At 67.8% G+C, this 14,594-nt stretch carries 14 protein-coding genes, 1 tRNA gene and 1 pseudogene; 4 read left to right on the top strand and 12 right to left on the bottom strand.

Features of this window, described 5'->3' with window-relative positions; translation table 11 throughout:
- Positions 1 to 54: 54 nt before the first annotated feature.
- From BN13_RS00685 to BN13_RS00675, 3 genes are read right to left on the bottom strand one after another with little or no spacing between them, the layout of a single operon-like run.
- Positions 55 to 837, bottom strand: coding sequence for an SCO1664 family protein (locus tag BN13_RS00685; RefSeq protein WP_084733477.1), 783 nt, complete (start codon positions 835 to 837; stop codon positions 55 to 57).
- Positions 837 to 1,373 (bottom strand): DUF3090 domain-containing protein, encoded by a 537-nt coding sequence (locus BN13_RS00680; RefSeq protein WP_048543593.1) that lies wholly within the window; start codon positions 1,371 to 1,373, stop codon positions 837 to 839. The genes BN13_RS00685 and BN13_RS00680 overlap by 1 nt, the downstream gene beginning before the upstream one ends.
- A 10-nt stretch (positions 1,374 to 1,383) precedes the next feature.
- On the bottom strand, positions 1,384 to 2,190 hold the full coding sequence (locus tag BN13_RS00675; RefSeq protein ID WP_084733476.1) for an MSMEG_4193 family putative phosphomutase: 807 nt from the start codon (positions 2,188 to 2,190) through the stop codon (positions 1,384 to 1,386).
- A 24-nt stretch (positions 2,191 to 2,214) separates the two neighbouring features.
- Between BN13_RS00675 and BN13_RS00670 the strand changes: the two genes are divergently transcribed.
- Entirely contained in the window at positions 2,215 to 3,189 is a 975-nt protein-coding gene (locus tag BN13_RS00670) for a magnesium and cobalt transport protein CorA (RefSeq protein ID WP_048548667.1), read from the top strand.
- Positions 3,190 to 3,237: 48 nt separating this feature from the next.
- On the opposite strand, the gene BN13_RS00665 is transcribed toward BN13_RS00670, so the two are convergent.
- The 8 genes from BN13_RS00665 to BN13_RS00630 all read right to left on the bottom strand — a co-directional run bounded on the left by BN13_RS00665 (position 3,238) and on the right by BN13_RS00630 (position 12,996).
- Positions 3,238 to 4,089, bottom strand: coding sequence for an undecaprenyl-diphosphate phosphatase (locus tag BN13_RS00665; protein ID WP_048543592.1), 852 nt, complete (start codon positions 4,087 to 4,089; stop codon positions 3,238 to 3,240).
- A gap of 138 nt (positions 4,090 to 4,227) precedes the next feature.
- A complete protein-coding gene (locus BN13_RS19875) occupies positions 4,228 to 4,677 on the bottom strand; it encodes a hypothetical protein (protein ID WP_048543590.1) in 450 nt (149 codons plus the stop codon).
- 31 nt (positions 4,678 to 4,708) lie between these two features.
- Positions 4,709 to 6,025: a M20/M25/M40 family metallo-hydrolase gene (locus BN13_RS00655; protein WP_235433886.1), complete on the bottom strand. Its 1,317-nt coding sequence runs from the start codon at positions 6,023 to 6,025 to the stop codon at positions 4,709 to 4,711.
- On the bottom strand, positions 6,022 to 6,513 hold the full coding sequence (locus BN13_RS19050) for a hypothetical protein (RefSeq protein ID WP_157038358.1): 492 nt from the start codon (positions 6,511 to 6,513) through the stop codon (positions 6,022 to 6,024). The genes BN13_RS00655 and BN13_RS19050 overlap by 4 nt, the downstream gene beginning before the upstream one ends.
- 93 nt (positions 6,514 to 6,606) lie before the next feature.
- Complete coding sequence (locus tag BN13_RS00645; RefSeq protein WP_048548663.1) at positions 6,607 to 7,701, bottom strand: ATP-dependent DNA ligase; 1,095 nt, start codon at positions 7,699 to 7,701, stop codon at positions 6,607 to 6,609.
- Positions 7,702 to 7,722: 21 nt separating this feature from the next.
- Positions 7,723 to 10,389 (bottom strand): DEAD/DEAH box helicase, encoded by a 2,667-nt coding sequence (locus tag BN13_RS00640; protein ID WP_048548662.1) that lies wholly within the window; start codon positions 10,387 to 10,389, stop codon positions 7,723 to 7,725.
- 219 nt (positions 10,390 to 10,608) lie between these two features.
- The gene (locus BN13_RS00635; protein WP_048543586.1) at positions 10,609 to 11,997 is read right to left on the bottom strand and encodes an HNH endonuclease signature motif containing protein; all 1,389 of its coding nucleotides are present in this window, start codon (positions 11,995 to 11,997) and stop codon (positions 10,609 to 10,611) included.
- A gap of 72 nt (positions 11,998 to 12,069) precedes the next feature.
- The gene (locus BN13_RS00630; RefSeq protein ID WP_048543585.1) at positions 12,070 to 12,996 is read right to left on the bottom strand and encodes a pirin family protein; all 927 of its coding nucleotides are present in this window, start codon (positions 12,994 to 12,996) and stop codon (positions 12,070 to 12,072) included.
- Between the two features lie 237 nt (positions 12,997 to 13,233).
- Between BN13_RS00630 and BN13_RS00625 the strand changes: the two genes are divergently transcribed.
- Both BN13_RS00625 and BN13_RS00620 read left to right on the top strand, forming a co-directional pair.
- A tRNA-Leu gene (locus BN13_RS00625) sits at positions 13,234 to 13,317 on the top strand.
- Between the two features lie 216 nt (positions 13,318 to 13,533).
- Complete coding sequence (locus BN13_RS00620) at positions 13,534 to 13,764, top strand: hypothetical protein (protein WP_235433885.1); 231 nt, start codon at positions 13,534 to 13,536, stop codon at positions 13,762 to 13,764.
- 39 nt (positions 13,765 to 13,803) lie between these two features.
- Here BN13_RS00620 and BN13_RS00615 read toward each other — a convergent pair whose 3' ends face one another.
- Positions 13,804 to 14,151, bottom strand: a complete 348-nt coding sequence (locus tag BN13_RS00615) for a YciI family protein (RefSeq protein ID WP_048543581.1) — start codon at positions 14,149 to 14,151, stop codon at positions 13,804 to 13,806.
- A gap of 102 nt (positions 14,152 to 14,253) precedes the next feature.
- Here BN13_RS00615 and BN13_RS19505 point away from each other — a divergent pair.
- Positions 14,254 to 14,594, top strand: a pseudogene (locus BN13_RS19505) (hypothetical protein); the annotation flags it as partial.

Below are 14,594 nucleotides of genomic sequence, written 5' to 3'. Positions count from 1 at the left end.
GCACAGCCTAATCGCGCGGCTGCAGCCGGGTTGGTCAGAGGGGAGGCCAAGGGGTCAGAGGGGAGGCCAGGGAATCGCCGGCCATCCGTCCGGCGGTTCCGGGTGTCGTCTCGTGCGCAAAAGATGGGCGATCCGTCCCCGGAGAGCGGCGATTTCGGCGTCGGTGAGCAGGACGGCGAGGTCACCCAATAGTGCGGCGGAACTATCCAGCTCCCCGGCCAGCGCGGCGAGGCGGGCGACGTCCTCGTCCGGCAGGGCATCGCCCGCCCACCCCCACAGCACCGTCCGGAGCTTGTCCTCGCGATGAAAGGTCACGCCGTGGTCCACGGCATACAACCGACCGTCGTATCGGAAGGCGTGCGCTCCCTTGCGATCGGCATTGTTGATCACTGCGTCGAGGACGGCGAGGGAACGCACATCGGCGGCACTCTCGTGGGCGATCAAGGCGGGACGACCGTCCTCGTCTTCGGCGCGCAGCACGGGGATGAGGCCGGTCGGGTCCGAGCCCACGCGCAAGACGTGGACGACGGACTCGGCTTCGCCCGGCTCGCCGACCCACGCCTGGACCATGCCTGGCCCACGGGGACCGTCGCGCAGGACGGTGGGAGGCACGAGATCCCATCCTCCCGCCCCACTGAGGACGTATGCCGCGCGCTCCCTCCCCGCCAACGTCCCGTCCGGGAAGTCCCACAGGGGCCGCTCACCAGAGATCGGTTTGTAAACGACGTACGGCCCGGCGTCGGGGTCGCCCAATCGGGCGAGCACCGTGGTGTTGGAGGCACCCGTGATGCGGCCGATGAGGTGGAGGTCGCCGACGCGGACCTCGGCTTCGGTGATCAGCGGCGGTATCCGTTAGCGCGCGGGCAGATGTGACCCTCCGGGTCTAGCGGGCCCCCGCAGAACGGGCATGGCGGTCGGCCGGCGGACACCAAGGCGGTGCAGCGGCGCGCGAATTCGTGGGCGACCGTGGCCGAGACGGCGACGCGCAAAGTCTGGATCGTCGCGGGGAGGCCGGCCTGACGGGCGTGCTCGGCTTCCTCTTCATCCCCGTCGGGGTCGCGGTCGTGGCACTCGATGACGACGAGCTCGCGGCTGGAATCCCACTGCAGCGACATGCTCCGGATGCGGAACTCATCGTCAAAGGGGGTGGCCAGCGGGTTGTTGTCGACCGGCATGGGCGTGGCGGGCACATTGGCCGTGGCTTCGAGCAGGTCGCGGATGCGATCAGCGAGGGCCTCGACTTGGAACTTCTCCAGCGAACAGGTGGTGCGCGCGCCGGGCCCGGCGGCCTGGAGGAAGAATGCGCGCTGTCCGGGCGGCCCGACCGTGCCGGCGACGAACCGGTCTGGCGGGTCGTAGTTCGCGACACTCATAGGCTCGACCCTAACCCGCGCGTCCCGCGCCGCCGCCGACGACACCCTCGTCGTCCGCCACGTTGGTGTCCGGGGTCCCCCTGGTGTCCGTGGTCGCCGGGTCGTCTGTGGTCGCCGGGTCGCCCGGGGTCGCCGTGTTCTCAGTCGTCGCCGTGCTCTCCGGGGTCTGCGCAGGCACCAGGCCGGCCAGATCCGTGCCGGAGCCGTTCATCCCGAGCACCATCGGCCGACCCACCGGATAACGGATGACGCTCACGGCGGCCGGATCGACGTGGATGCGCTGAAACTGATCGAGATGCGTCCCGAGCGCATCGGCGAGGATCGCCTTGATGACGTCCCCGTGACTCACGGCGACCCAGATGGCGCGCGGGCCGTGCGCGGCTCGGACCTCGGCATCGAGGGTGCGGACGGCGGCCACCGCCCGCGCCGACATCGCCGCCAGGCTCTCGTGGGCGAAGTCGTCGCTGGGCGGGAAGACGGCCGCAGACGGGACCCGCTGGACCGTCTGCCACAGCTCCTCCTTGGCCAGCTCCGCCAGCTTTCGCCCCGTCCAGGCGCCATAGCGCGCCTCCCCCAGGTCGGTGACCGTTTCGACGCGTATGCCGTGCGCCGCCGCGATCGGCTCGGCCGTCTCGACGGTGCGTTGCAAGGGGGAGGCGACCACGCGGCATACGGGAAGCTCGCGAAGGCGCTCCCCCAGGGCTCGGGCCTGCTCCCGGCCACGCTCGTCCAGTCCGATGCCCGAGGTCCAGCCGGCGAGGATTCCCGCCGCATTGGCGGTCGTCCGACCGTGACGGATCAGCAACAACGTCGGCACGGCTCCAAGTATGACAATGGCCTCGTGATCGTGGATCAAGCGAAGTACGTCGATGGCTTCCGGCGACCGTGCGGCGACCTGAGCGATGAACTTGAAGAACTGCAGAACAGCACCGACGGCGGCTTCCTCTGGATCGGGTTGAAAGAGCCGGAGGCGCCCGAGTTCGACCTTGTGGTCGCCGAACTCGGCCTGCACCCGTTGGCGGTCGAGGACGTGCGCCGCGGCCGTCAGCGCGCCAAAATCGAGCGCTACGACGACACGCTGTTCGTCGTCCTGAAGACCTTGAAGTATGTCGATGCGACCTCCGACATCGAGACCGGTGAACTCATGGTCTTTCTCGGGCAGCGGTTCATCGTCACCGTGCGCCGCGGGGATCTGTCCCCCTTGGCCACGACGCGACACCAACTGGAGGAGCACCCCGAACTCCTGAGGCTGGGTCCGGTGGCGGCCTTCCACGCGGTCGTGGACTCCGTCGTGGATGAATATCGGCGCATCGATCAGGAACTCGCCAACGACCTGGAGGCGATCGAGGCCGGGGTCTTCGCCGGAGACAACAGCGTGCACTCGGCGACGATCTATGCGCTCAAACGGGAGGTGTTGGAGTTCCGCCGCGCCGCGGTGCCGCTCGCCCGGCCGTTGTCGGCACTCGCGGCGCCCGGCTCCCCCCTAGGCGAGGGTGAAGCGCGATTGCTGCTGCGCGACGTCGCCGACCACCTGGCGCAGGTCATCGACCACATCGAGTCCTTCGACCGACTACTCACCGACGTCCTGCACGCGCACCTGGCCCGCGTCGGCGTGAGCCAGAACGAGGACATGCGCAAAATCTCAGCGTGGGTCGCAATCGCGGCGATGCCGACGATGATCGCCGGAATCTATGGGATGAACTTCGAGCACATGCCTGAGCTGGGCTGGAAGTTCGGCTACCCGATGGCGCTTGGCATCATGGCGCTGGTTTGCTTCGTCCTGCACCGGCTGTTCCGCAAGTCAGGTTGGCTTTAGCCGGAGCAGCGCCGGGGTCCGCGCCCGGGTCGGGAATCGGGTCGGCGATCAGGTCGCGGCGATCCAGCCCATTCCGAGCGCCGCGGCGAGGGCAAGGCCGACCACGACGCGGTAGTTCACAAAGGCCATCAGCGAGTTGTTGGCCACGAACTTCAGCAGCCAGGCGATTGAGGCATAGGCCACCACGAAGGCCACGACAATGCCCACCAGCATCGGCCCGGCCCCCAACTCGGCCAGACCGTGTCGTTCCTCGATGGCCTGGAACACCCCACCGGCGGTCAGCGCCGGGATTGCCATGAAAAAGCTGAGTTCAGTCGCCGTGACTCGATCGATGCCGCGCAGCAAACCCGCAGAGATCGTCGCTCCGGACCGCGAGACTCCCGGGATCAGGGAAAAACACTGCACGAGTCCGATGATCAGACCGTCCCGGAGGGTGACCTGACCCTCGCCGCGCTGCACACCATCGGCGGCGGATCGGTCGTGCTGCTTCTCGGCCCACACCATGACCCCGCTCCACAGCACCAGCGCCGCCGCTACGACCCACAGGCTACGCAGCCCGCCGGCGATCAAATCCTTGCCGAGGAAGCCGACAACACCGACCGGCAAGGAGCCGACGATCACCGCCCACGCGAGGGTGTAGTCATGGCCGCGAGCCTGAACATTCGTGAGGCCACGGACCCAGGCCATGAAAAGCCGGGCGATCTTCTTGGCGAAGAACAGAAACGTCGCGACGATCGCCCCGAACTGAATGATGACGGTGTACGCCGTGACTGCCTTGTCGTCGACCCTCAGCCCGAGCATCTTCTCCGCAATCGTCAAGTGGCCGGTCGACGACACTGGCAGGAACTCGGTCAAGCCTTCGACGATGCCGAGGACGATGGCATCGAAGTAAGTCAGCATGGGAACCTCGTTCAGGCGGATGGGTGTGCGGGAGGCACCGGGAATGGTGCCAGGGGAGCGGCGACGCTGCCGGCTAGTTGACCTCGCTCACCGGCGGGGTCGAAGGGGCATGCTACAGCCCGTTGCCGAAGGGCTTATTCAGCTTGGGTGCGCCTCGGGGTCCTCGTCGTCGTCGAGGTCATCCTCGTCGTCGTCGAGGTCGTCGTCATCGTCGTCGAGGTCGTCGTCATCGTCGTCGAGGTCGTCGTCATCCTCGTCATCCTCGTCGTCGAGGTCGTCGCCATCATCATCGAGATCATCATCGCCGTCGATCTCGTCGAACTCCTCGTCGTCGAGGCCGAGGTAGCGCTGATCGTCATCGCCCTCGTCGTCCAGCCCGGAGCTGTCCGGCTCAGCCACGACCTCCAGCGGGGTCATCTCGCCGAAGGCATCGAGCAATGCGTCGTCATAGGCCTCGAAGGCGTCAGCCAGATCGTCGTATGCCGCGACGACGGCCGGGTCGTCCTCTCCCCGGCGCTGTGCGCTGGCCTCCAAATGCCGCTCGAATGCGGTCACTAGCACGGACAAAGCAGCGCGCGGGTCGGCCATGGGGACTACGGTAGCGCCTGCCTCCGACGGCTCAGCAGGTAGCTAGGAGCCGGGCCAGCACCCGGGCCCCGAAACGCAACGACTCCTCCGGAACCCGCTCGTCCACCCCGTGGAACATCGGCGCGAAGTCGAGGTCCGGCGGGAGCCGCAACGGGGCAAATCCGTAGCCCGTGATCCCCAAGAGCGAAAGCGCCTTGTTGTCCGTTCCCCCGGACAGGCAATAGGGCAACACCTCCGCCTCCGGATCCTCCGCTTGCAACGCGGCGACCATTGCCGTCACCAGGTCCCCGGTGAAGTCGGTGTTTAGGGCGATGTCCTGAGAGAGGATCTCGATGTCGACGTGCTCTCCGGCCAGTTCGTGCAGTGTCTTCAACACCGTTTCGTCGTGCCCGGGGAGGAAGCGGCAGTCCAGCGAGGCGTGCGCGTCCTGAGGGATGACGTTGTGCTTGTAACCGGCGTCGAGCATCGTGAAGTTCGCCGTGTCGCGAAGGGTCCCGCGGACAAAGCCGGCCGCCCCACCGAGCTGCGCGAGTAGCGGTTCGAGATCCGCGGCATACGGAATGCCGGTGAGGCGACTGAGCCCGTCGAGCATTTCTTGGACCGAGGGGATGAATTCCTGGGGCCACTCGTGGGCGTCGATCCGCGCGATGGCCTGAGCGAGCCGCACGACGGGGTTCTCGTCATTGGGGACCGAGCCGTGACCGGCGCGGCCGTGCGCGGTGAGGCGCAGCCACAAGATTCCCTTCTCGGCCGTCTGCAGGAGGTATGCCCGTTTGGGCGTCCCGTCGGCTCCGTCCACCGTCACGCTGTAGCCGCCGACCTCGCTGATGGCCTCACTCACACCCGCGAAGATTTCTGGATGGTGCTCCACCACCCAATGCGAGCCCGATTCGCCGCCGGCTTCCTCGTCGGCGAAGAACCCGATCACCAGATCGCGGGGCGGTTGCACACCGCGCCGGGCGAGATCCCGCACGCAGGTGAGGATCATCGCGTCCATGCCCTTCATGTCGACCGCGCCACGCCCCCAGATGAGGCCGTCGCGGGACTCCCCGCAGAAGGGGTCGACACTCCAGTCGTCCGCATTCGCGGGGACGACATCGAGGTGACCGTGCACGCACAGGGCGGGCCGGGTTCGGTCGGCACCCGGGATGCGCACGAACACGCTTGTGCGGCCCGGGGCCGCCTCCAGAGTGACGGGGTCTAGCCCGACCTCGCGCAGGGAGGCGACGACATAGGCGGCGGCCTCGGCCTCGCCCGGGCCGCGCCCGTCGCCGTAGTTGCTGGAGTCGATCCGAATGAGTTCCTGACAGATCCGGACGACCTCGTCGAGGTCGGGCTTGGTCGTCACTGCCCGGCGCAGACCTTGCCGAGTTGGTTGGCGTAGTCCGTCATCTTGTCGGTGTAGGCGTTGGACAAGGTCATCGCCTCCTCGGCCGACTTGCCGACCAGTGCCTTGGCCGCGTCCATCGCCGCCTGGTAGGCATCCTTCAGCTCGTCTGGGACCTTCTCGAGGGTGCTGGCCGGGAATGCCTTGTCGAAGGCCGCCTGGTCGAAGTCTCCGGTCAGGGCGTCCAGCCCAACGCTGGTCATGTCGAGACCGGCCGAGGCGGCGGCGAGGCACTTCTCGGGATCGCCCATCGCGGAGCCGCCCCCGCTCTCGGTCGTCGACGACGACGCCGATGTGGCGGCCGAGGTTGAGCTGGATGCCGGCGCCGGCGCCGAGTTGGAGGTTGCGGCGGCACTTGACGACGACGGTGAGTCGCTGCTGCCGCCGCAGCCGGTCAGCGCCAGCCCGGCGGCGGCGATGACGGTGAGCGCACGGAATCGGTTAGTCATGTGTTTCCCCTCGACTTTTGTTTTCGAGACCTTGTGGGCACGACCCTATGCCGGGAGTGCGGGGCGGCGCCTAATCGAGTCTTGACGTTGCCGTCAGGGCGTGGGCTTCAAGATCTGGGCGAGGTCGTAGCACGCGACCTCCTCCAGTTGGTCATAGGTGCAACTCTGCGGGTCACGATCCGGGCGCCACCGCTTGAACTGGGCCGTATGCCGAAAACGTCGCCCCTCCATGTGGTCGTAGCCCACTTCGAGGACACGTTCGGGGCGCAGGGGGGTGAAGCTGAGGTCCTTCCCGGCGCTCCACCGGCTGCCGGTCCCGGGCACGCGGTCGGGATTGGCGATCATCCATTGAGCCCATTCACCCCACGGGTGGTTCTCGATGTCCTCTTCGAGCGGCTTCAACTCCTCAATGAGCGCCTTGCGCTTGGCCGCGGTGAAGGACGCGCTCACGCCGATGTGCGCGAGGTGACCGTCCGCGTCATACAGCCCCAGGAGAAGGGAGCCGAGGAGCGGCGTCTCCGGGGTGGAGTTCTTATGCAGGCGGTAGCCGGCGACGACGACATCGACGGTGCGGGCCTGCTTGATCTTGATCATCGTGCGGCCATTCGGGCTGTATGCCGCGCCGAGCGGCTTGGCGATGACGCCGTCGAGCCCGGCGCCTTCGAAGGTCTCGAGCCACTCCTGCGCCAGCGTCGGGTCCGTGGTGGTGCGGGTGACGTGGACGACGTCGCTCGGGGAGGTGAGGACATCGACGAGTCGGGCTCGTCGGTCCGCGAAGGGCGCGCTCATGAAGTCGTCGTCGCCGAGGGCGAGGAGGTCGAAGGCGACATACTGCGCCGGGGTGGTCTCGCTCAGTAGCTTGATCCGGGAGGCGGCCGGGTGGATGCGTTCCTGGAGCACCTCGAACTCCAGCCGGTCGCCCATCGCGACGAAGATCTCGCCGTCGAGGACGACCTTGTCGGGAAGGCAATCCCTAAGGGCGGCAACGACTTCGGGGAAGTACCTCGTGAGAGGTTTGGTGTTGCGCGAGGCGAGTTCGACCTCGTCGCCGTCCTTGAAGACCAGGCACCGAAAGCCATCCCACTTCGGCTCGAAGGACAGTCCGCCGTCGAACTTCGCCGGGTCCGGGATGCCGGCCGCAGACTTCGCGAGCATCGGCTGGATGGGCGGCATGACGGGCAGATCCATGCCGGCCACCCTATGCGGCGGCTATTCCCAGGGGGCGAGGTCCAGCGCCGTGAAAACCGGCTCGCCGGCCTCGTCGGTGGCGGCCAAGTCGAGGGTGGCAGTCAGGCGCCAGTCCCGGTCCCCGTCGGGGTCGTCGAGGATCTGGGTGACCGTCCACGCCCCTGGTGCCTCCGCGATCTGGAGGTATGCCGGTCCCCTCGCCTCCGGGCCGGTGCCGAGGTGGTCGTACTCCTCGAAGTAATCCTCTCCGGCGGTCTGCCACTGCGACTCGGTGAGGGTTGAGTCGAGGGCGGCCAGCGCGGCATACCGCTGCAGGGCAAGGAGTTCCACGCGACGGAAGATCGCCCGGCGCACCATGACGCGCAGCGCGCGCGGGTTCGCCGACAGGGCTCGACTCGTCTCGGGGCGGACCTCGTGCGGGCTGTCGTCGGGGTTGATCAGCGACTCCCACTCATCGACCAGGCTGGAGTCGGTCTGGCGGATCAGCTCGCCGAGCCACTCGATGAGATCGTCGAGTTCGTCGTCGCGGTAGCCCAGCGGGACGGTCTGGCGCAGGGCACGATAGGCGTCGGAGAGGTATCGGAGCAGGATGCCCTCGGCGCGACCGAGTTGATAGCGGCCGACATACTCGCCGAAGATCATCGCGTTCTCGTACATCTCGCGGACGACCGACTTCGGCGACAGGCCCATCTCGTAGACCCACGGATGGCTCTGCCGATAGATCGCGAAGGCGTCGATCAGCATGTCCGCCAAGGGTTTTGGCCAGGTGACGTCGTCGAGAAGTTCGAGCCGCTCCTCATACTCCAGCCCGTCGGCCTTCATCTGGGCGACGGCCTCGCCCCGGGCTGCGAACTGCTGCGCCATGAGGACTTGGCGCGGGTCCTCCAAGGTCGCCTCGATGACGCTGACGACATCCAGGGCATATGCCGGCTCGCTCTCGTCCAGGATGTCGAGCACCGCGAGGGCGAAGGCAGAGAGTGGCTGGTTGAGAGCGAAGCCGTCCTGCAGGTCGTCGGTGACTCGGTATGCCGTCGCCAGCGTCCCGACGACATCGAGCGGTTCGGCGCTGGTCACTTCCTCGACGGCGGCGTCGTCCGTGCCATCCTCTTCGGCTCGGGCCTGGATTGCCTCCTCGGCGATGCGTTGCTCCGCGGGTTCGTCCTCGACGTAGTCCGGATCGGGGACCGGCACGGACACGGCATACCCGGGCTGGCCGGGGACCGGCTCGATGACCTCCGCTTTGGTGAGGGAAGAGAGGATTTGGGCGGCGCGGACGACCAATGTGCTTCGGCCAGAGTCGCTTTCGTGGTTGTCCTCTAGGACGACCCGCATCGCCTCGCCCTGGCCGTCGAGCTCGGCGAGGAGGTTGAGGATCATCGAGTGGCTGACGCGCATACGGGACCGAAGGGGTTCGGGTGGCGCCGCCACGAGGCGGTCGAAGGTGGCCTCGGTGTAGCTCAGCTGTCCCTCAGGCGGTCCCTTGCGGACAACCTTGCGGCGTTTCTTGGGGTCATCACCGGCTTTGAGGAGGGCGCGGTGGTTGTCGATGACGTGATCAGGGGCCTGGACGACGACGAAGCCCTCGACATCGAAACCGGCCCGGCCGGCCCGGCCGGCGATCTGGTGGAACTCCCGGGCGCGCAGGACGCGCTGGCGGCGGCCGTCATACTTCGTGAGCGAGGTCAGCAGGACAGTGCGGATGGGCACGTTGATGCCGACGCCGAGAGTGTCGGTGCCGCACACGATTTTGAGGAGACCCGCCTGGGCGAGGGTTTCGACCAGGCGGCGATACTTCGGCAGCATGCCGGCGTGATGCACCCCGATCCCATGCAGGACAAGGCGTTTCAGCGTCGCGCCGAAGCCCTTGCCGAAGCGGAAGCCGCCGATGAGGGTCTTGATGCGGTCCTTGTCGGCGCTTGACGAGACATTGATCGACATCAGTGCTTGGGCGCGCTCGATGGCGGCCTGCTGGGTGAAGTGCACGATGTAGATCGGGGCGCGCTGGTCGTGCAGAAGGTTCTCGATCGTCTCGTGGACGGGGGTGAGGACCCAGTCGTAATGCAGCGGGACGGGCCGCTCGGCGGAGGTGACCGGGATGGTGTCGCGGCCGGTGCGGCGGTTCAGGTCTTCCTCGAAGAAGGCGGTGTCGCCGAGGGTCGCGGACATCAGGACGAACTGGGTGCGCGGCAGTAGCAGGAGCGGCACCTGCCACGCCCAGCCGCGGTCGGGCTCGGCATAGAAGTGGAACTCGTCCATGACAACGAGGCCGATCTCGGCCCGATCGCGTTCGCGCAGAGCCTGATTCGCGAGCACTTCGGCGGTGGCGCAGATGATCGGGGCATCGGGGTTAACGGCCGCGTCGCCGGTGAGCATCCCGACGTTGGCCGCGCCGAAGATGTCGATGAGCGCGAAGAACTTCTCGCTGACGAGGGCCTTGATCGGCGCGGTGTACCAACTGCGCTCCCCCGCCGCGAGGGCCTTGGCATGGGCCGCGACCGCGACGAGCGACTTCCCGGAGCCGGTGGGGGTGGCCATGATGACATTGGCGCCGGCGAGCAGGGTGAGGATCGCTTCCTCTTGGGCCGGGTAGAGGCTGATCCCCTGGTCGGTCGTCCACGCCTCGAAGCGCTCCAGCACCTCGTCCGCGTCCGCGGCGTCGGCGATCGACTTCAGGGACGCCGGGGACATGCCGCCCATTGCATCACGCGCCTGCACTGCGTCTCGCCGACGGTAGCTTTGGGAAGACCCTCACACCCGGGCCGGGCCTTGGGAAGCCGCACACCCGGGCCGAGCCCTCGGGGCAGGAGTTTCGTCGCTGCGCTCGCTCGTTCCTCGCTCGACTCCGCTCCTCGACTGCCCCTCCGGGCTCCGCCCGGGCGCGCGGCAACTGGTGACCGAGAACGTCGGTTACGCGGCTTGGCCATCCCGTCGCAGGGCACGTCCACGCGGCTGGTCGTAGCTGCCTGGGGTTAGGTCCCACACCACTCGCACGCGGCCGGGATCGCCGGGACTCTCACCCCGGGTGACCCTGCCGGCGAGGCGTCTGGAATGAACCACGTGGTGGTGATAACTGCACAGCAGGGCGGCATTCGCGAGCTCGGTCTCACCACCATCGATCCAATGGACCAGATGATGCGCATCCGACCAGCCAGCCGGCTTCGTGCAGCCCGGGAACGTGCACCCACCGTCGCGCACATGCAAGGCCCGAATCCGCGCCCGCGCGAACAACCGCTTCGACCGGCCCACCAGGATCGGGTCGCCACTGTCATCAATCACGATCGGGCCGACGGCCGCGTCACATGACAACACGCGAGTAGCGGCAATGGACACGAACCGGCCCGCGTCAATCCCGCCGACAGCCTGGGAACACCCGGTGCCGGCGACGAGATCGGACAGCTTGACGATCAACGACACCTGCGTCGCCGGCTGCGCCGGAACCAAGTCCGACCCCCGCACCCCGCGAGACACCAAGTCCATCAACGCATCCGCCCGCCGCATCGACGCCGGGCGTGCATCGGGCTCCCCGTTCGGTCCGGGCACCGGCTTGCACAGCGGATCAATCGCGGCCTCCAAGACCGCCGCCGCGGCCGCGTCCAGCCGCAACCGGTAGTCCACCAAACCATCCACAGGATCCGCAGCGCCTGACGACAACGCGCGCTGTGCTCGGGCCCGCTCGTCTCGATCGTTCAGGCGATCCGGTCGACCGAACCACGCATACATCTGTGGCCGAACCCGACGAATCTCCCCCAAGTCCCCACCGCAAGCAAAATCCGCGTACACCTGCCAGACCGCCCCAACACACTCCGGCTGCAGGTCAGGCACCAGGCGCCGCATCTCCGAGTGCGCGACATTCGCGGCAGCCACCGAGGCCCGCCCCGACAAGACCGCCTCCCCGAGCACCTCCCCGTCCTGCCCGGAGGCAAGCGGCCCCGCAGCGCGCGTCACCGTCGCCGGCGACACCGCCTCCGCCAGCTTCACGACCCCCAACGCCGACCGGGCTGTATGCCGCGGCGAACACGACGCCAACCAATCCGTCGCCGTCAATGGCAGCGCTCCGGCACCCGGCAAACCTTGGGCCACCGCCTCGGCAACGACCGCGACCTCGGCCGACTCCCCCATCAAGACCAACGAGCCAACCAGAGCGAGGAACTCCTCCATCTCGCCCGGCCCGGCCAGAACGACGGCCTCTCGCACGCTCGAAAGTGCATCCCGGCACTCCCGCACCCGCACCAGCACCTCCGCCAGGCACGGCACACCAGAACCCGCCTCCGGGGGCATCTGCGGTGTCGTTTCCATGCCTAATCGTATCTCTGTTCGAGTCGTCTTGTCAAGGCTTCCGCGGAGGAATCTGCCCCACCTCGGACTTGCCTAGTCGCGGTGCCCGCGGCGGCTACGCGGCCGGAGGCGCACCGGCGGGAGGGGCGGGGCGGGGATGCGGGGACGGGCACCGACATACCCTTCGACGGATCCGAACCTCTCGCTCCCGGCTTCCCACTCGTCGCGGAACCGCACGATCTCCGCATGCGAGCGGCCGACGAAGTTCCACCACATCACGATCTCTTCCTCGAACGGCGTCCCGCCGAGCAGGACCACCCGACCCCCGCCCGAGCTGCGCAGTCGCAGCGAAGTCCGGCCCACGTCCATACAGGCGAGGGCACCAGTCGTGAGCCCGGTCTCGTCCACGCGCACGTCACCGGTGTCCAGGAGCACCCCGTGCTCGAAGTCCGGGTCCACGGTCAACATCACGTCCGCGCCTGGAACCAGGTCCACCTGAGCCCCCAACAACGGCGTGAACGTCGTCACCGGGGAGTCGCCGACGTCCGGAAGCGACCCCAGGAAGACGTATGCCGTGCCCGCCCCTCCCGGCAGCAGCGTCGCCGACGCCGCGTGGTGCTGGAAGGCGCGGGCGACATGCCGCGCGCTCTCGGGCAGCGCGACCCAGAGTTGCACACCGTGCAACACCGAAGTGCCGGCCGTCGACACCTCCGAATGCGCGACCCCGCGCCCGGCCGTCATCAGGTTCACCTCCCGCGGGCGCACCATGGCGTGCACCGAACCGCTGTCCCGATGCTCGATCTCGCCCTCGAACAACCACGAGACCGTCTGCAATCCCGTATGGGGATGGGGCGCCACGTCCATCCGGCCGGCCCCGTCCTCCCCTACGACCGTCGGACCATAGTGGTCAACGAAACACCAGGCTCCGATGAAGGACCGGTCCCGGTGCGGCAGCGTCCGGCGTACTATCAATGCGCGCGGTCCCCCGAGTGGGACGTCGCGCGGCTCGAGCACCTGCATACCAACTCCTTCCCCGACACCCTGCCGGGACCCAGGACGACAGGCCGGTCCAGCCGGATGCCGCCGCACGATCACCGTGCGGGGAGCAGGGGTTTGCGAAAGGGTATTGCGTGGAATCCACACGACGACCGCGAGCGGCAGTTGAGCGAGCGCCCGGACCCGTATTTCGGCCCGTCGCCTCGGCGTGCTAGCCTCTCCCCTCGGTGCCACGCTGGAAAAGCGTTGACATCACACCTCGTCCGGGTGGCGGAATTGGCAGACGCGCTAGCTTGAGGTGCTAGTCCCCTCACGGGGATGGGGGTTCAAGTCCCCCCTCGGACACGACAAGCCGTAGGTCCACAGACCTGCGGCTTTCGCTTTGTACCGACGTGGTGGCAGCAGCGTCACCATTTCAGCAGTAGCCACGATGTGCTGCCCTGAGGAGCCTGCGTTGACCCCCACCGAGTTGACCCCTACCGACATGTCCTCCATGGCCGCTGCCGCGTCGGCCCCATCACCGTCACCATCCCCGTGCCAGCCACCGGCACCCTCACGGAGGTGTCGCTCCCGGCCGGATGGACGGTCACCTCCCAGTCGGCGACCGAGATCGTCGTGACCAGCTATGACCCGATGCCCGGCTTCAGCTCCGTGGACCTGGTGTTCGCCTTCACCAACACGACGTCGGTGACTCCCGATACGACGACCTTCGACGCGACCGTCGACACCAACGGGGAGTGGGACCCGTGCAATAACTCTTTCGCGCAGCCGCTCACGCTGACCAAGGCCTGATTCTCGTCCCGTGGACGGGCACCTAGCCGACTGCGCCGCTCAGGTCCCCTGCAAGCGCCGAATCTCGACGGCGTTGCCGCAGGCTTGGGCGCCTTCAATGGCCAACGCCTCCGCGGCCTCGTCGTCCTCGGCCTCGACAACCCAGAATCCGCCCAGGAACTCGTGGCTCGAACTGGCCGGTCCGTCCTTGACGGTGACATCGTCGCCGCGCGCATAGACCATTCGCGCGGTGCTCGGGTGCGGCAGGCCGCACGCAAACACCCAGGCACCGGTCTCCTCCAGCTTCGCGTTGAAGTCGTCCACCCGCTCGAAGGCGGCCATCAGCTCGTCCTCGGGCAAGGACGGATAGTCGTCCGTGTGCCAAACGGCAAGGATGTATTGGGGCACGACGATCTTTCTGACGCGGGGAGCACTCCTGACGGTAGTCGCGTTATCAACAAATTCGTGAATTGAGGAGGGCTGTCTGTGGTCCCCGGCACAATCAACCGTATGTTGCTCTCCCGCCTCGTCGAGACCTCGGCCGCCTTGGTCGCGACCCCCGCGCGCAACGCCAAGGTCGCGCTCGTGGCCGAGGTGCTGCGCGCGGCCGACCCTCAGGAGGTGGCGACGGTTGCGGCATACCTCTCGAATGTGCTCCCCCAACGCCGGATCGGGGTCGGGTGGCGCACTCTGGCCGACCTGCCCACGCCGGCCGACGAGGCGAGCCTGAGCATCGCCGACGTCGACGCCGCATTCGAGGCGATCGGGTCCGCGTCCGGGTCCGGCTCGGCGGCCGCCCGCCGGGGCCGGGGGGGGGGGGGGGGGGGGGGGGGGGGGGGGGGGGGGGGGGG

This window comes from Nostocoides jenkinsii Ben 74 (genome assembly GCF_001046875.1).
Classification (GTDB): domain Bacteria; phylum Actinomycetota; class Actinomycetes; order Actinomycetales; family Dermatophilaceae; genus Nostocoides_A; species Nostocoides_A jenkinsii.
This window is presented reverse-complemented; position numbering and strand designations above follow the sequence as displayed.

Bases quoted from the DNA above. Each gene is read 5' to 3' on its own strand.
- BN13_RS19050 (WP_157038358.1), bottom strand. From the start codon at position 6,513: ATGACTAACCGATTCCGTGCGCTCACCGTCATCGCCGCCGCCGGGCTG.
- BN13_RS00680 (WP_048543593.1), bottom strand. From the start codon at position 1,373: ATGAGTGTCGCGAACTACGACCCGCCAGACCGGTTCGTCGCCGGCACG.
- BN13_RS00645 (WP_048548663.1), bottom strand. From the start codon at position 7,701: ATGGATCTGCCCGTCATGCCGCCCATCCAGCCGATGCTCGCGAAGTCT.
- BN13_RS00640 (WP_048548662.1), bottom strand. From the start codon at position 10,389: ATGTCCCCGGCGTCCCTGAAGTCGATCGCCGACGCCGCGGACGCGGAC.
- BN13_RS19875 (WP_048543590.1), bottom strand. From the start codon at position 4,677: ATGGCCGACCCGCGCGCTGCTTTGTCCGTGCTAGTGACCGCATTCGAG.
- BN13_RS00635 (WP_048543586.1), bottom strand. From the start codon at position 11,997: ATGGAAACGACACCGCAGATGCCCCCGGAGGCGGGTTCTGGTGTGCCG.
- BN13_RS00630 (WP_048543585.1), bottom strand. From the start codon at position 12,996: ATGCAGGTGCTCGAGCCGCGCGACGTCCCACTCGGGGGACCGCGCGCA.
- BN13_RS00665 (WP_048543592.1), bottom strand. From the start codon at position 4,089: ATGCTGACTTACTTCGATGCCATCGTCCTCGGCATCGTCGAAGGCTTG.